Origin of the sequence: Stappia albiluteola (assembly GCF_014050225.1) — a bacterium.
Taxonomy (GTDB): domain Bacteria; phylum Pseudomonadota; class Alphaproteobacteria; order Rhizobiales; family Stappiaceae; genus Hongsoonwoonella; species Hongsoonwoonella albiluteola.
Genome location: NZ_JACFXV010000053.1, coordinates 50,822 through 72,764 on the forward strand (window position 1 = coordinate 50,822; position 21,943 = coordinate 72,764).

Here is a 21,943-nt window from a genome sequence, read left to right on the forward strand (position 1 = left end):
GTGATGGCATCGTGGGAAGAGAGCCTCCGCCGAATGCTTCTGCCTACCGTGGCGCTTTGCCTGTGCGGCGGCGGTCTTGCCAGGCTGACCGGGCTGCCGGAACAGGCGCAATGGATCTGGGCCGCTGGAACGGCTCTGGTGCTCCTGGTGCTCCTTTTCGATATCGCAACGAGCCTGTTGCGCGGCGATTTCGGCCTCGACCTTGTGGCGGCCCTTGCCATGGCGGGCGCGCTGGCGCTTGGCGAGAACCTTGCCGGCATCATCATCGCACTGATGTTCACCGGCGGCGAAGCGCTGGAGACTTTCGCGCAGCAAAGGGCGCGGCGGGAAATGACCGCCCTGCTTTCCCGCGTACCGCGCAAGGCAACGCGCTACGCGGACGGTCTCCTTGAGGATGTGGATCTGGACCGGATTGCCCCCGGCGACCGCGTGCTGGTGCGCCGGGGCGAGGTCGTCCCCGTGGACGGCAAGGTTGCGGACGGCACCGCCGTGCTCGACCAGTCCGCGCTGACCGGCGAGGCGCTGCCGGTGCGCCGCCGCAAGGGCACTGCGGTGATGAGCGGCAGCACCAATGCGGGCGATGCCTTCGACCTGCTGGCAACCAGCAGCGCCGCGCAAAGCACCTATGCCGGCATCATCCGCCTTGTCGAGGCCGCGCAAGCCGCGAGGTCGCCCATGGCGCGCCTTGCCGACCGCTATGCACTGGTTTTTCTGGCTCTTACCCTCGCGATTGCCGGCGGCGCATGGATATTCAGCGGCGACCCCGTGCGGGCGCTGGCCGTGCTTGTGGTCGCGACCCCCTGCCCGCTGATCCTCGGCGTGCCGGTCGCCGTGATTTCCGGCGTGTCGCGTTGTGCCCGGCGCGGCATCCTCGTCAAGGGCGGCGGCGCGCTGGAGCGGCTCGCCAATGTCGGCACTGTCCTGCTCGACAAGACGGGCACGGTGACCGACGGGCGCCCGCGCCTCACCGAAATCAGGACATTCGGCAACATCCCTCCCCTCGACCTGCTGCGCCTGGCCGCCTCGCTCGACCAGGGCTCGCCGCATGTGGTCGCCGAAGCCCTGGTGGACGCCGCACGCGAACGTGGGCTGACACTCGATACACCCTCGGATGTCCGGGAAGTGTCCGGTGCAGGAATTCGCGGCCGTGTGGCCGGTCGCGACGTGGCGGTTGGAGGGCTCGACTTCATCCGGAACCAGGGAGTTTCGCCAGAAGCGCTTGAGGAGATTCGAGGATCGCTGGGCCATGACGGCGGCGTTGCCGCTGTGGTCGCCGTGGACGGGCGGATCGCCGGGGCATTGCTCCTTGCCGACGAGGTGCGGCCGGAGATCGGAACGGTGCTGCGCCAGTTGCGGGATGCGGGCGTGGAACGCATCGTCCTTGCCACCGGCGACCGGGCGGATATCGCAGATGGCATCGCCTCCTTCATCGGCGTCGACGACGTCGCAGCCGAACTGAGACCGGAGGACAAGACAACGATCGTCGAGCGGGAAAGGAGGACCGCACGCGTGCTCATGGTCGGCGACGGGGTGAACGACGCGCCCGCGCTCGCCGCCGCCGACATCGGCGTCGCCATGGGCGCGCGCGGTGCGGCAGCCTCTTCGGAAGCGGCAGATGCCGTCATCCTGATCGACCGGTTGGACCGCCTCGTCACGGCGCTGAAGATCGCAGCACGCTCCCGCGCGATCGCCCTGCAAAGCGTACTGGCCGGCATCGGGCTATCCGTCGTGGCGATGGGGTTCGCCGCAGCCGGTTACCTCACGCCGGTCCAGGGCGCCCTCCTGCAGGAAGCTATCGACGTCGCGGTGATCCTGAACGCATTGCGGGCGCTCGGCGAGCCCCTGCTCAACCATTTCCGCAGCCCGAAAATCAAGGCCCGGGACCTCGCGGGCCTTGAGGCAGAGCATCAGGAACTGGCGGATGTGGTGGACGCGATCCGTGCAACGGCGGATGGTCTCGCGGCAGCGGCTGACGAAGAAATCGGACCGAAGCTGGCCGGCCTCGAAGACCAGTTGCGTTCACGCCTGCTGCCGCACGAAAAGCATGATGACGAGGAAATTTATGCCCGAATCCGGAAGCGGTCCGGCAATGCCAACGTGCTGTCGGGCATGAGCCGCACGCACATGGAAATGCAACGGATGGTGCACCGGCTTTCGGTGCTGCGCAAAGCCCTTCCAGCGGAAGGCCCGGCGGACGGACAACGCAGCGAGATCCTGAGGCTGCTCTACGGTCTCGAGGCGATCACCCGGCTCCACTTCGCCCAGGAAGAGGAAATCTACCGGTCGCTGGAAGCCGAGTGATCTTTTCTGCCTTCAGGCCTGAAGGCCCTTGCATTCGGGAACCGGCGTCACCGCCTTGCCATCGGCAAAGAAGCGCAGCAGGTTCTCCACCGTCAGGTCGCCCATGGCGCGACGGGTTTCCACCGTGGCGCTGCCCACATGCGGCAGCAGCACGACATTTTCCATGGCAAAGAGCGCTTCCGGAACGCGCGGCTCATCCTCGAAGACGTCGAGGCCGGCAGCCCCAAGCCTGCCATCCTTCAGCGCGGCGACCAGTTCCGCTTCGTCGACCACCGATCCGCGACCTACGTTGACCAGCGTGCCTTCCGGCCCGAGAGCATCGATCACGGCGCGGTTGACGAGATGGCGGGTCGCCGCGCCGCCCGGCGTGATCACCACCAGGAAGTCGACGTCCTTCGCCATGTCGACGAGGTTGCCATAGTAGCGGTACGGCGTGTCCGGCTTCCTGTTGCGGGTATGATAGACGATCTCGCAGTCAAAGGCGGCGAGCTTGCGGGCGATCGTCTCGCCGATGCGGCCAAGACCGAGGATGCCGACGCGCTTGCCCTCGATCGACTGGCGCAGGGGCGCAGCGCCCTCCTTCGGCCAGCGGCCGGCGCGCACATAGGCGTCGTCCACGACGACGCGCCGACTGACGGCCAGCATCAGCATGATGGCCGTATTGGCGACATCGGCGTTCAGCACGTCCGGAGTATGGGTAACCATGACGCCGCGGGCGGCAGCCGCGTTCGCGTCGATGGCGTCATAGCCGACGCCGAAGCAGGAGATGATCTTCAGATTCGGCAACCGGGCCATGATCTCCGGCTTCAGACCGTCGTGACCGTTTGTCGCGACGGCAACGATCGCTTCGCCCTTTTCGGTCAGAAAGGCCTCCAGATCGCCGATTTCCTTTAGCCTGTGCAAGGTGAAGGCGCCGGTCATCGCTTCAAGCATCCGCGGTGTCGCGTTGCCGACCAGAAGCAGGTCAGGTTTCATGAGTTCGTTCCTCTGGCGGTTTCGCCATGCAATTTGTCAGAAGGTCAGGCGTCCATCACGACGCTCTGACGCTGCGAGCCGAGACCTTCGATCCACAGCTCCATTACGTCGCCGGCCTTGAGGTAGACCGGGGTCGGTTTCATGCCCATGCCGACGCCCGGAGGCGTGCCGGTGGAGATGACATCGCCCGGTTGCAGCGTGAAGAGCTGGGAGAGGTGGGAGACGATCTCGGCCACGGTGAAGATCATGGTCGCCGTGTTGCCCGTCTGCCGGCGCTCGCCGTTGACGTCCAGCGTCATGGCGAGCGATTGCGGATCCTCTATCTCGTCGCGAGTGACGAGCCAGGGTCCGATCGGGCCGAAAGTGTCGCAGGACTTGCCCTTGGTCCACTGGCCCGTGAGTTGCGTCTGGAATTTGCGCTCCGAAACGTCGTTGATGACGCAATAGCCGGCGACGTAATCCAGCGCGTCTTCCTTGCTTACATATTTGGCCGGCTTGCCGATCACCACGCCAAGCTCCACCTCCCAGTCCGAGTGCTCGGAACCGCGCGGCAGGCTGACGGTATCATTCGGGCCGACGACGGCCGAAGTCGCTTTCATAAAGAGGATCGGATGCTCGGGGATGGCAGCACCCGTTTCCGCCGCGTGATCGGAGTAGTTCAGGCCGATACACATGAACTTGCCGATGCTGCCGACGCACGGACCAAGGCGCGGATTGCCGGGCACGAGTGGCAGTGAGGCTTGATCAAGAGCCGCCAGACGGCCAATCGTGGCGTCGGACAAGGCCTCTCCAGCAATATCGTCCACATGCGCGGACAGATCGCGCAAATCGCCTTTCGCGTCGATCAGGCCGGGCTTTTCGGCGCCCGCCGCGCCATAGCGAACCAGTTTCATCGAATTTCTTCCTTCCCTTTCAAAACTTTATGAGGCCGTCACGCGGCCCAGCCGCCGTCCACGACATGCACCTGGCCGGTGGTGAAGGCGCTTTCGTCGGAGCCCAGATAGACGGCAAGGGCCGCGATTTCTTCCGCCTTGCCGATGCGTCCCATCGGCTGGCGCGCGACGAAGGCCTTCATTGCACCTTCATAGTCCCCGGTCGCCCGCAGGCGATCATGCAGCGACGGACTGTCGACCGTTCCCGGAGCAATCGCGTTGCAGCGAATGCCCTTCGTCACGAAATCCTTGGCGACCGACTTGGTGAGCCCGACTACGGCCGCCTTCGTCGTGCCGTAGACGAAACGGCCCGGCGCGGCGATCACCGAAGAGGCGACCGACGACATGTTGATGATCGAGCCCTGACCGCGCTCCAGCATGCCGGGCAGCGCCGCACGGATCGTGCGGAACATGGAGCGCACGTTGAGATCGAAGGCGAAATCCCACTCCTCATCCGTGCAGTCGAGGATGGTGCCGTTGTGCACGAAACCGGCGCAGTTGAAGAGGATGTCCGGCCTGGCCTTGTTGACGCCTTCGCGCACCGAGGCATCGTCACGCACATCGAGGCGCCACGCTTCCAGCCCCGGCTGTCCGGCCTTTACGAGATCCGCCAGCGCCGCCTCGTTCACATCCGTGGCGAAGACCGTTGCTCCCTCACGCGCCATCGCAAGCGCGGCGGCACGGCCGATTCCCTGCCCCGCAGCCGTCACAAGCGCGCGCTTGCCCGCCAAGCGTCCTGCCGCAATCATGATCACTCCCCGTCTCTCAATGACATCGCGCTCCGCCGGCGCCGGCCGAATCTTCATCCGGTGGCGAAATCGCATTAGTCATATTTATTGCGACACATCGGCGAAAGACCGCCAACTCGATTTTCCGAGGCAAACTTTCGCAACGTCACCATTCCGCAAGGCACTCTACCGCGTGCTCCTGCGATGGACGACCTCGTATCCGAGATCGACAAGTGCTTCTTCAGGCCGCTTGCCCTCGATCGCCGACACCAGCATGCGGATCGCCCGCTCGCCCATTTCATGGCGGAAGGTCCGTACGCTCGTCATCGATGGTTCTGCCACCGCGCAGAATTCGAGATCGTTGAAGCCGCAGATTCCGAGTTGGTCGGGAACGCGGAAGCGGCGCCTCTGCGCCTCGAACAGAACGCCGAGCGCAAGGTCGTCATTGTTGCACAGGACGGCATCCGCATCGGGGGCAACCGACATGAGCTCGCCGAAAAGCTCGACACCCATGGCGACCGACGATGGCCGCTGCGTCGTGATGATGCGCGTTTCGTCGAACAGTCCCTGGACCTCCGTCTCCTCGCGAAAGCCCTGCAGCCGGCGCTGCGAGCGCGGATCCATGCGCGCGGCGACAAAGGCAGGTCGGCGATATCCGCGATCAATCAGATGTCGCGTCGCCGCGCGGGCGGCCTCGTAGTGGGAGAAGCCGACCATCATATCGATGGGGTCGTCGCCCACCTCCATGATCTGCACCACCGGACAGGACGCTTCGACAAGCAGGCTGCGGGTGGCCTCTGATTGATCGACGCCCGCCACGATCAGCCCCGCCGGCTTCTGGCTGAGGAAGAGACGAACCAGCTTCTCCTCCTCCAGCAGCGAATAACGCGAGTTGCCGAGCTGAATGCCGAAATCCGTCATCCGGATCACGTCGTAGACGGCGCGCAGGACATCCGCGAAGACGTTGTTGGTGACGGAGGGAATGATGACTCCGATAATGTTCGTACGACCCGTCACCAGCGCGCGCGCAACCGGGTCGGGAACGTAGCCAAGCTCCCGAATTGTATGATCAATTCGCTGCCGAAGCGTAGCCGAAACCTTGTCCGGCTCGCGCAATGCGCGTGAAACAGTGATCGCGCTAACACCAACGGCCCGGGCTACGTCAGCAAGGGTTACCTTTCCGGATTTCCTTGTGTTTCGCACGCTGAACTCCGCTCGGCCCTTCAGATGCCTCTCAGCCACACTTGACGAATGTTAGCGCAATCATTTATGACCAAAAGCATCGTCGTTGCAAGAAGCAGCTCACAAGGCAAGGTGGGAAACGGTCAGGAGGACCGTATCTCGCCAAGAGCTTCAGGGGCGACCGACCCTCCGAAAAGAGAGGGTGTGGAATTGCGGGAGGATGCGTGGGCGCTGGTTTCGTTCTGGTGATGGGCGTTTGCGGCGTGGGCAAGACGACAGTCGCCCGCGCGATGGCCGACATGGCGGGCGCGCATTACCTTGAAGGCGACGATTTTCATCCCGAAGAGAACGTGCGTGCGATGGCGCAGGGACGCCCGCTGAGCGACGCGGACCGCTGGCCCTGGCTGGAGAGCATTTGTGCCGGCGCACTTGCCGCGCATGAAAGTGACAATGCGCCCGTCGTCATCGCCTGTTCCGCCCTCAAGAAGCGTTATCGCGATCTTCTGCGCCAGCGTCTCGGTGATCTGGCGATCATCCATCTGACGGGCGATCGCGAGTTGATCCGCGCGCGCATGGAACAGCGCGAAGGACATTTCATGCCTGCCAGGCTTCTCGACAGCCAATTGAGGGACCTCGAGGCGCCGCGGGCGGACGAGGGCGACGTCCTCGTGCTCGACATTTCGGGGACCGAAGCTGCTATCCTGAATACGGCGAGGGCATATTTCAGCGGCAGACTGCAAACGGATCGCCGCGCGAGATCCGCAAGCGCGGATAGCGGCGCATGAGGCACGTTCGACCTCTTGTGCCGGAATGGGGAAACCTGCAGGCTGACCTGCGGGGATCCTGTACGTCTTTGGGGCGCGCGCGCACGGCATCGCTGTCCAATGCGCGTGAAATCGGCTGGTGCGGGTGTCAGCTACCCTCACTCTTGCCGGCATGAAACTGGAACTTCAACGGGAGGAAGCTGAAATGAGGAAATTGGCAAAGTCGCTCCTGGCGTTTACCGCCCTGGGCATGATGATGTCGGGGGCAGCGCTCGCCGAGACCACCCACCTGCGCATCCAGACGCACTATGCGCCGGAAACGCCGTCGGGCAAGCTGGCCGCGCAGTTCGTCGACGATGTCCAGGTGATGTCGGGCGGCGAGATCGAGATCGAGATGTTCTACTCGTCCTCGGTCGTGAAGTCCGTGGAGACCTTCGACGCCGCAGCAACCGGCATCCTTGACTGCGACATGACGGGCGGCGCCTACCAGACCGGCAAGAACCCGGCCTTCCAGTTCATCGGCGACATCATGGGCGGTTACGACACCCCCTACCAGCAGCTGTCCTGGCTCTACTATGGCGGCGGTCTGGAAACGGCCCAGAAGCTCTACAACAAGTACGACATGCAGCTCGTCGGCTGGTGGATCTACGGTCAGGAATCCCTGTCCTCTACCAAGCCGATCGCCGGCATCGAGGACCTGAAGGACTGGAAGTTCCGTTCGCCTCCGGGCCTGGAGACGGAAATCTTCGCTTCGCTCGGCGCCAAGCCGGTGGTGATGGACTTCACCGAAGTCTTCACCGCACTCGAGACGAAGATCATCGATGGCGCGGACGCCTCGGGTCTCGCCAACAACGTTGGCCTCGGCCTCTATGACATCGCGAAATATGCGACGTTCCCGGGCTTCCACTCCATGCCGTCCGATCACCTGGCCTGCAACAAGGCCAAGTGGGACGCGATGCCCGAGAAGCACCGCCGCATCATGGAAACGGCCATGGAGAAGCTGGCCCTCCAGACCGCGCTGACCTTCGAGAAGAAGAACGCGGAAGCCGCTTCCTCGCTGCCGGAGAAGGGCGTGACCATCTCCGACTGGTCTGCCGAGGACCGCGCCGCGTTCCGCAAGGCTGCCCAGCAGGCCTGGGAAGGTTGGGCTGAAAAGACGCCGGAAGCGCGCCTCCTCGTCGACAGCCACAAGGCCTACCTGAAGCAGCTCGGTCTGCTGGTCAACTAAAGACCCCATCCGAGGCGGTCGCGGGCATCTCGCGGCCGCCTTTTGCAAGAAGACGGGCAGCGCTGGAGGACGCGATGGTCGAACACGAGCGGACCGGCATAGTCGATCTCATTACCTGGAGCTTCAGCCGCGTTGCCATGTGGGCACCGGCCTTCGTGGTCGGCGTCATGTTCTACGAGGTGGTGGTACGCTATCTCTTTGTAAAGCCAACCCTTTGGGCGAACGAACTGTCGCTATGGGTCGCGGGCGCGATCTATCTCACCGCCGGCCTCTACGCCATGCAGCAGCGCAGCCATATCCGCATCTTCATTCTCTACGATGTGGTGCCCCGCTGGCTGCAACGCGTCTTCGACATTCTTTCAGTAGCCTGCATCTGGATCTTCGCCGGCGCGGTGATCTGGGGCGGCTATGGCGAGGCCTATGCGAAACTGATGCGCTGGGAGCGCTTCGGCACCGCCTGGGATCCGCCGATCCCGGCGACGATGAAGCCGCTGATCCTGCTGACGCTGGTATTCCTCGCCCTGCAGGCGCTTTCGAACCTGATCCACGACTGGAACCGCGGCCCCGAACCGCACGGGGTTGCAGACGACATCGACATCCCGGTCGAGGACGATCTGGTCGCCAGGGCACGCACAACCGAAAACAACAAGAACGCCTGAAGGACGGATCGGCAACATGGGTCTCGATATCGGCACCATCTCACTCATCCTGCTTATCGGGATGCTTCTGCTTCTGGCGATCGGCATGCCCCTCGGCTTTGCCTCCGGCTTCCTCGCCGTCGTCGTTCTCGTCCTCAAGTTCGGCCCGGACCTGCTATTCTCGACTTTCGGCACCGGCCCCCTCAACGTGCTCGCGCAGCGCCTCTACGGCGTGACCACCGACTACGTGCTGATTTCGGTGCCGCTGTTCATCCTGATGGCGACATTGCTTGAACGATCAGGCATCGCCCGCGACATGTATTCGAGCCTCAATCTCTGGCTCTCGCGCACCCGCGGCGGCATTGCCATCGTCACGGCGATGATGGCGATCGTCATGGCGGCGATGTCGGGCATCATCGGTGGCGAAGTGGTGTTGCTCGGGCTCATCGCCCTGCCACAGATGCTGCGCCTGGGCTACAATCAGAACCTTGCGATCGGCACGATCTGCGCGTCCGGCTCGCTCGGCACCATGATTCCGCCGTCTATCGTGCTGATCTTCTACGGCCTGATTACCGATACGTCGATCCACGCCCTGTTCAAGGCAGCCTTCGTGCCAGGCTTCATCCTCGCCGGCTGCTACATCGTCTACATCATCGTCCGCACCAATCTGAACCCGGACCAGGCGCCGCTTCCCGAACCGTCCGACGACGACCTGCCGACCGCGAAGAAGACGCTCTGCTTCGTCACCTTCGTCGGCTGGCTGGCGGCGATCGGTGGAGGCGGCATCCTTGCCCATGCGGCGATGATCGAGGTGCAGAACTCCCTGTCGCTGCTAAAGCCCGATGACTATCTCCCCTATAGCCAGGGGCAGGTTTTCCAATACGCGGCGATGCTGGTTGCCGGTGTCGGGGCGCCGCGCGTGTTCTTCGGTTCGGAAATCACCTCCCGCACCTGGGAAATGAGCAAGGGCCTGATTGCTCCCCTGATGGTCGTCTTCGTGGTGCTTGGTTCCATCTATGGCGGCGTCACGGGCATCACCGAAGCCGCTGGCATGGGCACCGTCGCAGTGCTCTTCCTCATCATCGTCCGGGGAGAATTCTCCGTAACGCTCGTGCGCGAAGCCCTGATGCGCACCTTCAAGTCGACCGGCACGATAATCTGGGTGACCTTCGGCGCCACCGCGCTGGCGGGCGCCTATACGATTGCCGGCGGGCCGACCTATGTGGCGAACCTGATCGTGGGAGCGGAACTGCCCACCCTCGGCATCCTGCTGGTCATGATGGTGATCTTCCTGATCCTCGGCGCCTTCATGGACTGGGTCGGCATCGTGCTTCTGGTGATGCCGGTCTTCCTGCCGATCGTACTAAAGCTACCGGTCGAGGAACTGGGGCTGCTGGGGCCGCTTGCCGCCGACCCGCGCTTCGTGTCGGTCTGGTTCGGCATCCTGTTCTGCGTCAACATGCAGGTGTCCTTCCTGTCGCCGCCCTTCGGCCCGGCCGCCTTCTATCTGAAGTCGGTGGCGCCGGCCCATATCTCGCTGCCGGATATCTTCCGCGGCTTCATGCCCTTCATCTGCATCCAGCTTTTCGTGCTGATGCTGATCCTGTTCTTCCCGGAACTGACCATGTTCTTCCGCTCCTAGAGCGCTTTCCACGAAAGCGGGATCGCTTTCGTGATAAGAAATCGCTCCAGGATTAATGCTTTGAGCATATCCTCGTCGCCAAATCCGATTCAGATTTGGCGGGATATGCTCTAGCGGGGTTAAATAGCAAGGGACGTTACGGAAAGAGATTACAGCCCGGTGCTGAAACGCCGGGCTGGCCCATTTCCCGATGCCGCCTTCACCAGGGTAGGTCCATGAGCAGCACCGCCGCCAATTTCGTTCGCCTCGACGCCTCGGATAATGTCGTCACCGCAACCAGGCCGCTCGACGCGGGAGCGATGGTCGAAAGCGTGACACCGCGAGCGTTGATCCCGCGCGGCCACAAGATCGCCACCCAGCCCATCCGCAAGGGAGAAGCCGTGCGCAAATACGCGCAGGTGATCGGCTATGCCTCGGCGGATATCGAGGCGGGCGCCCATGTGCACACGCATAACGTGGAATTCCGCAATGTGGCGGCGGAGTATGAATTCTCGACCAACCTTCGTCCCGTCGCGATGGTACCGGAGGAAAGCCGCGATCACTTCATGGGGTATCGTCGCGCCAACGGGTCTGTCGGCACACGCAATTACATCGCGATCCTCACTTCGGTGAACTGCTCGGCGACGGCGGCGCGCAAGATTGCAGGCGCCTTCGGACCGGAAGAACTCGCCCAATATCCGAATGTCGACGGGGTCGTGGCCTTCGTTCACGGTACCGGTTGCGGTATGGCCGGTTCCGGCGATGGTTTCGACGCGCTGCAGCGGGTGATGTGGGGCTATGCACGCCATCCCAACCACGCCGGCGTCCTGATGGTCGGTCTCGGCTGCGAGATGAACCAGATCGACTGGCTGCTCGAAGCCTATGGCATCGAGCGCGGACCGCTGTTCCAGACGATGAACATCCAGGACGTGGCAGGCCTCAGGAAAACGGTCGAGCTCGGCATCGAGAAGGTTCGCGCCATGCTGCCGGAAGCCAACAAGGCGGTGCGCGTGCCCTGTCCGGCTTCAGAGCTGAAGGTCGCTCTGCAGTGCGGCGGCTCCGACGCCTGGTCCGGGATCACGGCCAATCCCGCGCTCGGCTATGCCTGCGACCTGATCGTCGCGCAGGGCGGGACGGGCGTGCTAGCCGAAACGCCGGAAATCTACGGCGCCGAGCACCTGCTGACCCAGCGCGCGGTCGATCGCAAGGTCGGCGACAAGCTCATCAAGCTAATCCGCTGGTGGGAGGACTATACCGAGCGCAACAAGGGCTCGATGGACAACAATCCTTCGCCCGGCAATAAGAAGGGCGGCCTGACGACGATCCTGGAAAAATCGCTGGGTGCGGCCGCAAAGGGCGGCACCACGCCGCTGACGGGCGTCTACAAATATGCCGAGCCGGTAACTGCCAGGGGCTTCACCTTCATGGATTCGCCCGGCTACGATCCGGCCTCGGTCACCGGACAGATCGCCTCGGGCTGCAACCTCGTCGCCTTCACCACCGGACGCGGATCGGCCTTCGGGTCCAAACCTGCGCCTTGCATCAAGATCGCCACCAACACGGACATGTACAACCGCATGACGGAAGACATGGATGTCAATGCCGGCGCCATGTTGTCCGATGGTGTGTCTTTGGAGGAAAAGGGCCGCGAGATTTACGAGCTCCTGCTGCGCGTCGCTTCCGGCGAGCAGTCCAAATCGGAACTGCAGGGCCTCGGCGATTTCGAGTTCGTTCCCTGGCAGATCGGGGCGACGATGTAATCGGATAGTCGAAGGGAGGAATGCGATGCGCCAGCTTGAAGCGTTGAGCCAGGCTCAGGTCTCCTTCTACAACGAAAATGGCTACCTCCTGCTGGAGAAGCAGGTTCCGGACGACATCATCGCCGCGATCCGCACCGAAATTGCCCGCTTCCAGGAAGAGGCGCGCGGCCTTGCCCAGTCCAACGACCGGCTCGACCTGGAAGACAGCCACACGCCCGAGAGCCCGCGTGTCCGCCGCATCAAACTGCCGCATACGATCAGCGAGGTCGTGAATTCGCTGATGCACTCCGACCATATCCTCGCACCGGTTCGCGACCTGATCGGGCCGGATATCCGCCTGCATACGACGAAGCTCAACATGAAATCGGCCGGCTACGGGGCTGCGATCGAGTGGCATCAGGATTTTGCCTTCTACCCGCACACCAATGACGACGTCCTGGCCGTCGGCGTGATCATCGACGACATGGTGTCGGAGAACGGGCCGCTGATGGTCTTTCCGGGCTCCCACAAGGGGCCGATCCACGATCACCACGTGGATGGCGTCTTTGCCGGCGCCATCGATCTCGAAGCCAATGGATATGACCTGAAGAACGCGGTGGAGCTGACGGGCCCTGCCGGATCTATTTCGATCCACCACGGCCGGATCGTGCATGGATCGGCGCAGAACCGCTCGTCCCGCGACCGCCGCCTGCTTTTCTACGAGATGATGGCGGCAGACGCCTTCCCCATCATGGGGTCGATGACGAAGTTCGAGTCCATCGACGACTACAATTCGAGGCTTTTGTGCGGAAGGCCGACCCTGGAGCCAAGGCTGGCACCGATCCCCGTCCGCATTCCGCAACCGCAACCCGGCAACAACCGCTCAATCTACGAGATACAGTCGCAACTGAAGAAACGGGCCTTCTCATGAGGAATAAGGCGGTCCGGGCATCGGTTAAGTTTGGCCTTGCGGCCTGAAGCTCAGGCCGAATAAGTAATACGAATTCAAGCGGCGGGCCGCATGGGTGCTCATACTTCATCTGCGCCCGCTCGCGAAACCCGCCAAGAGCAGCCGCGAAACGGAGAAGAACAATGACCAAACCGGCCATCGGTTTCATCGGCCTCGGCCTGATGGGCTCCGCCATGGTGCAACGCCTCATCGATCTCGGCTACACGATGACCGTGCTCGCCAACCGCTCCCGCGCCAATGTCGAAAAGGCAGTGGCGCGGGGAGCTACCGAGGTAACGACCGCACGCGAGCTGGCGGCAAGAAGCGACGTGATCATGCTTTGCGTCGACACATCCGCGTCTGTCGAGGAGCGCATGTATGGCGACGACGGCGTGATCGCCGGCCTTCGGCGGGGCACCATCGCCATCGACTTCGGCACGTCGTTGCCGGGTTCCACTCGCCGGATCGGCGAGGCGGTTGCCGCGCGCGGCGCGCATTATCTCGACGCTCCCCTCGGCCGCACGCCGGCGCATGCTGTGGACGGCAAGCTCAACATCATGTGCGCCGGCGAGGAAGCGATCTTCGACAAGGTCCGCCCAGTACTCGACGATCTCGGCGAAAACGTCTTTCACCTCGGGCCGCTCGGTTCCGGCCACACGATCAAGCTGATCAACAACTTCTTTGCCATGACCATGGTGTCGGCGCTTTCGGAAGCATTCGCCGTTGCCGATCTGGCCGGCGTGGAACGTGAGAAGCTCTACAATGTCATGTCGGCCGGCCCGCTTCACTCCGGCATGATGGATTTCATCAAGGCGAATGCCGTGGACGGCATCAAGGACAAGCTGGCCTTCTCCATCCGCAACGCACGCAAGGACGTCGGCTACTACTCGGCAATGGCCGAGGAAGCCGGCGCCGCAAGCCTGGTCTCGCCGGCAACCAAACAGGCCTTCTCGCTGGCGCTTGCCTGCAATTTCGGCGACCGAATGGTGCCGGAGCTGGTCGACTTCTTTGCCGCCCTCTACGCCGGCGAATTCAAGGCCGATTGACGATGGCGGGATTGACGGCGAGGGCGAACGAGGATCGTCCGATGCTCGGCATCGCGCTGATGCTTTTCGCCTATGCCGTCTTTTCCTGCATCGATACGAGCGCGAAATGGCTCGTGCTTGCCGGCATCCCGGCGATGCAACTGTCCTTTATGCGCTATCTCGGCCACTTCGTGCTGTCCCTGGCGCTGATTGGCCGCGGCGGACTGAACTTCCGCCGTTTCGGAACCGACCAACTGTTCCTCGTTCTATTGAGAGCGCTGCTGCTGGTAGCGTCCACGGTTCTGAATTTCATTGCCGTCCGCTACCTGCCGCTGACGCTGACATCCACAATACTGTTTTCCGCGCCCATCCTGATCTGCGCACTGTCGGGCCCCCTCCTTGGTGAGCGGGTCGGCATCTGGCGGTGGTCGGCCATCATGGTCGGATTCTGCGGCATCCTGGTTGCCATCCGCCCCTTCGACGAAAGCTTCCATTGGTCGGTTTTCCTGTCGCTCACGGGTGCTTTCTGTTTCGCGCTATACACGCTCCTGACCCGCAAGCTTGCCGGGATCGTCGCCTCCGGGACATTGCAGTTCTACGCGGGCTTCGTGGGCACGCTCGTGCTTGCACCGCTTGCCTTTTCGGTCTGGCAAAGCCCGGCGACCGGTATTGAATGGACGCTGATGATCCTGCTCGGCGTCTTCGGCTGGTTCGGGCATGAGTTATTGACGCGCGCGCACAGCTTCGCCGCCGCCAGCACCCTCACCCCTTTCACCTATTCCTTTATTATTTACCTGAGCCTGTGGAGCTATGCCATTTTCGACCACCTTCCCGACAGATGGACCGTGGCGGGTGCCGCAATCATCGTCACGGCGGGGCTTTTCATCTGGTTTCGGGAACGGATGCTGAGCCGCAGCCGGCGGGCTCCAAGGCCCGCGGAAGCCGGTTAGCAACCTCCGGCCATCCTTCTCCACTGCACACTGTCGCGCCAGCCGCCCCTCCGGCGGTTCACGCAGTGCCCGTACTTGCCACAAAAGCTTAACTCGCGACAAGCTGACTCCAGAACCAGAATGCCCCGAAAACGACACAAGTTTTCCATATGAAAGTCACTAGCTTATAGAGACTGATCTAATATTATGTGCCATTGTAACTAAACGAATCCGGAACAAAATGCGTTTAGTCGCAATGATATGGTTAAAATATAAAACTATACATATTACTTAATCAATTTGTTTTAAAAATTATTCGAAATTAATTTGAGTTTTGAACGAACTGAGCCTGGAGAAGCGAGGTCGATGGAGAAGACTACGGCAAGCGCGGCAGCGGCTGCAAAAGATGCGAGTGGCGAAGAAGAAAATTGGGGCGGCAGAATGTCTTCCAGCCAGATCCGAAGCAGCAGCGAGGACACGCGCCCATCGGCGACCCATCTGGAGCTCGTCCGTATCATCGAACGGATGCACCGGCGGTATCTCGACCAGCTGCGCCTTGAACTAAACGGCATCGGCGCGGACGATATCAGTCCGGCGCAGGTGATGCTGCTGTTCACGATCGGCAACTATGAGCTTTCTGTCCGCGACCTGCTGGATCGGGGCCATTACCTTGGCTCCAACGCTTCCTATAATCTGAAGCAGCTCGTACAGGCCGGTTACATCGATCGCACCGCATCGCAGCGCGACAGGCGTTCGGCACGCATCCGCCTAACGGAAAAAGGACGCCAGCTCTGCCTTGCCGTCGAGAGCGCGGATGCGGCCTACCAGAGAACGATCGTACGCACCGAAAACGAACAGAAGGCGCTGGAAAACACGATCGACACCCTCCGTCGGCTCGAAGTTGCCTGGGCAACCAACCTCCATCGCGGGGAACTGGCAAAACTCGACCTTCTCTGAGAGGCAACCGCATCAGTTCGTCCATTACCCCTCGCGTATAGACGCGGCCCGCTACCTCACGCAGTCGTGAGCGGCTCCGTCTTGCCGTTGCAGGCCACCGCTGGAACAGTCTGCCCAAGGGGCAATCATCGGGTGGGCGGCTTTTTCGCCGCGACCCGGAAAGCGGAGGTTCTGGATGTTCAAGAAAGCGCTCGCTGTTTTCGCGATCGGCATGGCCGCAATGGCCGGATCGTCATTTGCAAACGACGATCCGGTGGCAACGAGGCAAAACCTGATGAAGTCGGTGGGCCTCGCCACGGGCACCCTCGGCAAGATGGTCAAGGGTGAACTGCCCTACGACCCGATCACCGCCGAACTCGCCATGCGGGTGATCTTCACATCGGCAGTCGGCTACGTGGACCTTTTCCCCGAAGGGAGCGGCGAAGGGGCCAATACGGAAGCTTCGCCCAAGATCTGGGAAGACAAGGCCGGCTTCGACGCCGTCGCGCTCAAGCTGGAACAGTCGGCTCTCGCGGCGATCCCCGCTTCCAAGGAAGGACTCGATAGCCTGAAGGCGAATTTCGGCAGCGTTGCGCAAAACTGCCGGGCCTGCCATGAGAATTATCGCGTGAAGAAAAACTGATCGCGAAACGGAAAGACCAAGGGATGCGCAGGCGCACGTTCAGCCGGATTCTGGGCTTCATCCTGCTTGTTATCGCAGCAGGGCTCTGGCTCACCCGGCCGGAACGGATCGATGCGGCTGCATTGCCGGAGCACTCGCCGGACCTGGCCAATGGCGAGGTCATGTTCTGGGCGGGCGGCTGCGCTTCCTGTCACGCCGCGCCCGGCGCCAAGGGCGAGGCAAAGTTGCTGCTGGAAGGCGGGCTCGATCTCAAGTCGCCTTTCGGCACCTTCCGCATTCCGAATATCACGCCCTCCAAGACAGCCGGGATCGGAAACTGGTCGACCGCGGATTTCGTCACCGCCATGGTCAAGGGTACGTCGCCGGACGGCCGCCACTACTATCCGGCCTTTCCCTACGGCTCCTATCGTACCATGCGGTTCGAGGACCTGATCGACCTGAAGGCGTTTCTCGATACCCTGCCCTCCTCGGAAAATGCCGTTGGGGATCACCAGCTTGCCTTTCCCTACTCCATTCGCGCCGGCGTGGGCGTCTGGAAGATGCTCTATCTCGACGTTGAATTGCCTCAGACGGCAAGCGGCGATCCGATCGTCGAACGCGGTGCCTACCTTGCAAAAGGGCCGGGTCACTGCGCGGAATGCCACACTCCCCGCGACTTCATCGGCGGCCTCAACCTGATGCGCTGGATGGCCGGCGCGCCCGATCCGGAGGGCGGAGACGGCCGCGTTCCCAACATCACGCCCGACGGCGACGGCATCGGCAGTTGGGCAGCCAACGACATCGCCTATTTTCTGGAAACCGGATTCACACCGGACTTCGATTCCGTCGGCGGCAGCATGACCTCGGTCCAGGACAACTGGTCCCGTGTGCCGGCGGCCGACCGGGAGGCCATTGCCGCCTACCTGAAGGCGATCCCGCCCCTACCTTCATCCCCTGCACCCGCAGCTCAATAAGTCTTGCATTCCTAACCGGACGCCCCAGCCAGGCCGCCGTGCAAGCGCTGGCTCGAATACTGGTGGCGGCCGATGCCTATAAAAGAGATATGATCCTCCATTATTGATATTTTATACATCAGTATCGTGATATGAGACTTGAAGCATGATCACCGCCGCACAACTTCGCGCAGCCCGCGCCCTTCTCGGGATCGATCAGCGAACTCTTGCCGAACTGGCGGGTGTCTCGCTACCGACCATCCAGCGCATGGAGAAGAGCGAGGGGAACGTGCGCGGCGTTGTCGATACCTTGATGAAGGTCGTTACCGCGCTCGATCGGGCCGGCGTCGAGCTCATCTACGACAGTGCACGAAGCGAGAGCGGCGGACGTGGCGTCAGGCTGAAGGAGCCTAACGGCACGTAGATCAGACCAAGAGAGTGTCGCATTCCGCGACGGCGATCGCCGACAGATCTGCCGACGACCACCGCCGCCCTCAGATGAGCAGGCAGCAGGCATGGACGCATCGAGCGCCAACAGGGGCCATTCGCACGAGCCCGGTTTCCGTGAACTCTTCACTCCAAAGCTGATCACCACGCTGGCAAGGGGCTACCGTTTAGGGGACTTCCGGGCGGATGCCATCGCCGGCCTGACGGTCGCCATCGTTGCCCTACCGCTTTCCATGGCGATTGCGATTGCCTCCGGCGTATCGCCGGACCGGGGGCTGATCACCGCAATAGTCGGAGGTTTCTTCGTTTCCGCCCTGGGCGGCAGCCGCTTCCAGATCGGCGGGCCGGCCGGCGCCTTCATCGTGCTTGTCGCCGCTACAGTCCAGCGCCACGGCATCGAGGGCCTCGTGCTGGCGACCATGATGTCCGGCATCTTCCTGCTCGTGATCGGCTTTCTCAGGCTCGGCACCTACATCAAGTTCATCCCCTATCCCGTGACGGTGGGCTTCACCGCGGGCATCGCCATCATCATCTTCGCCAGCCAGGTGAAGGAATTGTTCGGGCTGACGCTTGCCACACCCGAACCCGGCCCGATCCTCGAGAAAATCCCGGTCCTCGTCGACGCGCTGCCCAGCGTGAATGCCGCATCGGTCGTGGTGGCGGCATCGACGATCGTCATCATTCTCGGCCTGAAACGCCTGAGACCCAACTGGCCCGGCATGCTGATCGCCGTCGCCGCGCTTTCCGTCGCAGCCGCCATATTCGGATTGCCGCTTGAAACGATAGGAACGCGGTTCGGCGGCATCCCGAGCGGGCTGCCGGTGCCAAGCTTGCCTGAAATCTCCCTGGAGCGGCTGCATGCCGTCCTGCCCGACGCCATCGCCTTCACCCTGCTTGGAGCAATCGAGTCGCTGCTTTCAGCCGTCGTTGCCGATGGCATGACGGGCCGGCGGCACCGCTCCAACAGCGAATTGGTGGGTCAGGGCGTCGCGAATATCGCTTCCGCGCTCTTTGGGGGGATATGCGTTACAGGCACCATCGCGCGGACCGCGACCAACGTTCGCGCAGGCGGACGGACGCCGGTTGCCGGCATGATGCATGCCGCTTTCCTGCTTTTGTTCATCCTGGCTGCCGCCCCGCTGCTGAGTTACGTGCCGCTGGCCGCGCTTGCTGGCGTTCTGGCGCTCGTTGCCTGGAACATGATCGAGAAACATGCGATCCGCGCTTTGCTTGGCGGCGAACGCGGCGACGCTCTCGTGCTCATCGTAACGCTAACGCTGACGGTCTTCGCGGACCTCACCGAAGCGATCGTGGTCGGTTTCCTGCTGGGTAGCGTGCTCTTCATCGACCGGCTCGCCAAAACGATCGCGATTGAACATCACATGGATTTCGTGCCCGAAGACGTGGCGGACACGACCAATGGCCAGAGGAAACCCTACGATCCGGCGCTGGCGGCCGATCCGGATCTCGTTGTCTACCGCATTTCCGGGCCGGTCTTCTTCGGCGCGGCCTCGACGGTCGGCTCAATTCTCGACCGCATCGCCGACCAGCACAAGGCATTCGTCCTCGACTTCCGCTCTGTGCCGTTCCTCGACTCCACTGCCGCAAACACGGTGGCTGGAGCGGCACGGAAAGCGGCGGCGCGCGGCGTCAGATTGTTTGTGACCGGCGCCCAACCGCATATCCGCCATGAGTTGCACCTGCATGGCGTTCGCCCGCCGCAGGTCCGCTTCCTGCCATCGATCGACAAGGCCGTTGCTATCGTCCGGCGACGGGAGGGCGGCGAAGCAGGCTGATGGATGGCAAGCGCCAGTGCATCAAGGACAATTCCCTTTTGGTGGGCTCCATGCTAGCCCCATAGAGGGAGGACCGTGATGCACAAGAGCCTCGATCATGTCGAGAAGATCGCCTTTATCGCCAGCCATACCGACGAGGCGAAAGTGGCGCGGGACGCGCTTGAGGCGCGCTACGGCGCCTGCGACCTGAAGTCGGCGGAAGCCATTGTCGCGCTTGGCGGCGACGGGCTGATGCTGCAGACGCTGCACCGCTTCATGAACACGGGCAAGCCGATCTACGGCATGAATCGCGGCTCCGTCGGCTTCCTGATGAACGAATACGACGAAAGCGGCTTGCTGGAGCGTATCCGCAGCGCCGTCGCGACGGAGATCCATCCTCTCGTCATGGAAGCGACAGACGTGGAAGGCATGGTCCATGCCGCGCTCGCCATCAATGAAGTGTCGTTGCTACGCCAGACCTACCAGGCCGCAAAGCTCAAGGTCTCCGTCGACGGGCGCGTGCGGATGGAGGAACTGATCTGCGACGGGGTCTTGATCGCAACGCCGGCGGGCAGCACCGCTTACAATCTTTCGGCGCACGGGCCGATCCTGCCGATCCATGCCCAGCTTCTGGCGCTCACCCCGATCAGCGCCTTCCGCCCGCGCCGCTGGCGCGGCGCACTGCTGCCCAATCACGTCGAGGTACAGATCGATGTGCTTGAACCGGAGAAGCGCCCTGTCGCCGCGGTCGCAGACCATACCGAGATCCGCAATGTGGCAAGCGTCAAGGTACTGGAAGACGCCAGGTCAAGCAGTCTGATCGTCTTCGACGCGGACCACGGCTGGGACGAACGCATCCTCAGCGAGATGTTCCGCTACTGAGGCCCTGCCTGGCCAAGAAACGCCGACTGCGCCCTCTTTCGGATAGGTAGTATTACCGGCAATTATCCCGATAACCGATTTGTAATATCCGTAACGTCATATTGTGGTTTCAAGACTCGCCCCCATCCAACGCGATAAGTGAGCTGTGCACGAGACGGCCTTGCCAAAGCTGGAATTCACGGGCTTGCGTGTATTGGTCGCGGAAGACAATCCCCATATGCGTAAACTGCTTTTCACGCTGCTTTCGGGCCTCGGGCTGCGGAGTATCGCAATGGCGGAAGACGGCATCGACGCCTACGAAGCTTTCAAAAGACAAGCACCCGACATCATGCTGGTCGACTGGCAGATGCCGATCATGAATGGCGCGGAACTGACGCGGCTGATCCGCAACGGGCCGGAGCCAAGCTGCTTCGTTCCGATCATCGCCGTGACAGCTTTCTCCGAAAAACGGCATGTCCTTGCCGCACGTGATTGCGGTGTAACGGAAATCCTTTGCAAGCCCGTATCGGCGAAAGGGATCTATCTCCGCATCGTTAATTGCATTCTCAACCAGAGAAATTTCGTTCGCACGCGAGGATTTTTCGGGCCGGACCGCCGGCGATTCCAGAACCCCCACTACACGGGAGCGGAAAGGCGCGGCGGCAAAAGCGACGACAAATATGATCTGGACCCGTCGGACGAAGTCACGCAGGCTGCGCCCAGCGAGCGAAAAGCCGATTCGGTAATATCATCAATGGTCGCTCGGACAGCCGGGGCCGATTCCGGCTCCTCGTCCTCCCGAAAGGGGAATGCGGAATGACGCGCGAGACGCCAAAAGAACCCGCGAAAGAGCGGAAGGATTATGAGGTGGTGAAGCCACCTCAGGACCTGCGCTCCAAGGTCAAGATTCTGGAGGGAAAGGATGCTGCCCGGTTTGATCCGGTCCAGGCGGCGGAAGCCGCTCTCCAGCGCCTGTCCGGCGAATTCGACGCATGGATGGGCCTTGAAGTCGGCACGTTGCTTGATGCCTGGGCGGCACTTCCCGAAGGTCCGCTGACGGAAGAAGGCAAGACGACGCTGTTCCGCGCGGCTCATGACATCAAGGGCCAGGCTGGAACGCTCGGCTATCCGCTGGCCGGCGCCGTCGCCGGCAATCTGTGCTACCTGTTCGAACACGTGAGCCCGGCAGCGGACATCCCCCGCGTACTCGTCGAGCAGCATATCGATGCCGTGCGCGCCATGGTTGCCGAAGGCGCGAAGGACGCAGATAACGAAGTGGCCAAGGCACTCGTGACGCGACTTGCCGACGTCACGGACGATTTCATTTCCAGACGATAA

Annotated in this window: 21 protein-coding genes; 17 read left to right on the forward strand and 4 right to left on the reverse strand. The window is 62.4% G+C overall.

The genetic code is table 11. The annotated features are described in order from the left end of the window. Positions 1–33: 33 nt before the first annotated feature. Entirely contained in the window at positions 34–2,301 is a 2,268-nt protein-coding gene (locus H2509_RS10610; RefSeq protein WP_235974859.1) for a heavy metal translocating P-type ATPase, read from the forward strand. Between the two features lie 12 nt (positions 2,302–2,313). On the opposite strand, the gene H2509_RS10615 is transcribed toward H2509_RS10610, so the two are convergent. The 4 genes from H2509_RS10615 to gntR form a co-directional block, all read right to left on the reverse strand. Next, positions 2,314–3,276: a 2-hydroxyacid dehydrogenase gene (locus tag H2509_RS10615; RefSeq protein WP_182165027.1), complete on the reverse strand. Its 963-nt coding sequence runs from the start codon at positions 3,274–3,276 to the stop codon at positions 2,314–2,316. Positions 3,277–3,320: 44 nt separating this feature from the next. Further along, on the reverse strand, positions 3,321–4,169 hold the full coding sequence (locus H2509_RS10620; RefSeq protein WP_182165029.1) for a fumarylacetoacetate hydrolase family protein: 849 nt from the start codon (positions 4,167–4,169) through the stop codon (positions 3,321–3,323). A gap of 38 nt (positions 4,170–4,207) precedes the next feature. Next, a complete protein-coding gene (locus H2509_RS10625) occupies positions 4,208–4,957 on the reverse strand; it encodes an SDR family oxidoreductase (RefSeq protein WP_182165031.1) in 750 nt (249 codons plus the stop codon). Positions 4,958–5,122: 165 nt separating this feature from the next. Then, positions 5,123–6,178, reverse strand: a complete 1,056-nt coding sequence (gntR, locus tag H2509_RS10630) for an HTH-type transcriptional regulator GntR (protein ID WP_328805049.1) — start codon at positions 6,176–6,178, stop codon at positions 5,123–5,125. A 164-nt stretch (positions 6,179–6,342) separates the two neighbouring features. On the opposite strand from gntR, the gene H2509_RS10635 reads away from it, so the two are divergent. From H2509_RS10635 to H2509_RS10710, 16 genes are all read left to right on the forward strand, one after another. Further along, entirely contained in the window at positions 6,343–6,903 is a 561-nt protein-coding gene (locus H2509_RS10635) for a gluconokinase (RefSeq protein ID WP_328805050.1), read from the forward strand. A 184-nt stretch (positions 6,904–7,087) separates the two neighbouring features. Then, positions 7,088–8,110 (forward strand): TRAP transporter substrate-binding protein, encoded by a 1,023-nt coding sequence (locus tag H2509_RS10640; protein ID WP_182165035.1) that lies wholly within the window; start codon positions 7,088–7,090, stop codon positions 8,108–8,110. 74 nt (positions 8,111–8,184) lie between these two features. After that, positions 8,185–8,769: a TRAP transporter small permease subunit gene (locus H2509_RS10645; RefSeq protein WP_182165037.1), complete on the forward strand. Its 585-nt coding sequence runs from the start codon at positions 8,185–8,187 to the stop codon at positions 8,767–8,769. 16 nt (positions 8,770–8,785) lie between these two features. Further along, the gene (locus H2509_RS10650; RefSeq protein WP_182165039.1) at positions 8,786–10,390 is read left to right on the forward strand and encodes a TRAP transporter large permease; all 1,605 of its coding nucleotides are present in this window, start codon (positions 8,786–8,788) and stop codon (positions 10,388–10,390) included. Positions 10,391–10,605: 215 nt separating this feature from the next. Further along, complete coding sequence (locus tag H2509_RS10655; protein WP_182165041.1) at positions 10,606–12,129, forward strand: UxaA family hydrolase; 1,524 nt, start codon at positions 10,606–10,608, stop codon at positions 12,127–12,129. Between the two features lie 25 nt (positions 12,130–12,154). Next, on the forward strand, positions 12,155–13,039 hold the full coding sequence (locus H2509_RS10660) for a phytanoyl-CoA dioxygenase family protein (RefSeq protein WP_182165043.1): 885 nt from the start codon (positions 12,155–12,157) through the stop codon (positions 13,037–13,039). Positions 13,040–13,146: 107 nt separating this feature from the next. Next, entirely contained in the window at positions 13,147–14,103 is a 957-nt protein-coding gene (locus H2509_RS10665; protein WP_408022674.1) for an NAD(P)-dependent oxidoreductase, read from the forward strand. A 2-nt stretch (positions 14,104–14,105) separates the two neighbouring features. After that, entirely contained in the window at positions 14,106–15,032 is a 927-nt protein-coding gene (locus tag H2509_RS10670) for a DMT family transporter (RefSeq protein WP_182165047.1), read from the forward strand. Positions 15,033–15,452: 420 nt separating this feature from the next. Further along, positions 15,453–15,968, forward strand: coding sequence for a MarR family transcriptional regulator (locus H2509_RS10675; protein ID WP_182165714.1), 516 nt, complete (start codon positions 15,453–15,455; stop codon positions 15,966–15,968). A 175-nt stretch (positions 15,969–16,143) separates the two neighbouring features. Further along, positions 16,144–16,590, forward strand: coding sequence for a c-type cytochrome (locus tag H2509_RS10680; protein WP_182165049.1), 447 nt, complete (start codon positions 16,144–16,146; stop codon positions 16,588–16,590). A gap of 23 nt (positions 16,591–16,613) precedes the next feature. Further along, positions 16,614–17,543, forward strand: a complete 930-nt coding sequence (locus H2509_RS10685) for a c-type cytochrome (RefSeq protein ID WP_182165051.1) — start codon at positions 16,614–16,616, stop codon at positions 17,541–17,543. 145 nt (positions 17,544–17,688) lie between these two features. After that, positions 17,689–17,946 carry a helix-turn-helix domain-containing protein gene (locus H2509_RS10690; protein WP_182165053.1) on the forward strand — a complete coding sequence of 86 codons (258 nt, stop codon included), beginning with the start codon at positions 17,689–17,691 and terminating at the stop codon, positions 17,944–17,946. A 91-nt stretch (positions 17,947–18,037) separates the two neighbouring features. Beyond that, positions 18,038–19,765, forward strand: coding sequence for a SulP family inorganic anion transporter (locus H2509_RS10695; RefSeq protein ID WP_182165055.1), 1,728 nt, complete (start codon positions 18,038–18,040; stop codon positions 19,763–19,765). A 78-nt stretch (positions 19,766–19,843) separates the two neighbouring features. Then, the gene (locus H2509_RS10700) at positions 19,844–20,626 is read left to right on the forward strand and encodes an NAD kinase (protein WP_182165057.1); all 783 of its coding nucleotides are present in this window, start codon (positions 19,844–19,846) and stop codon (positions 20,624–20,626) included. Positions 20,627–20,771: 145 nt separating this feature from the next. Then, on the forward strand, positions 20,772–21,425 hold the full coding sequence (locus tag H2509_RS10705; RefSeq protein ID WP_328805052.1) for a response regulator: 654 nt from the start codon (positions 20,772–20,774) through the stop codon (positions 21,423–21,425). Beyond that, on the forward strand, positions 21,422–21,943 hold the full coding sequence (locus H2509_RS10710) for an Hpt domain-containing protein (protein ID WP_182165061.1): 522 nt from the start codon (positions 21,422–21,424) through the stop codon (positions 21,941–21,943). Before H2509_RS10705 ends, H2509_RS10710 begins: the two co-directional genes overlap by 4 nt.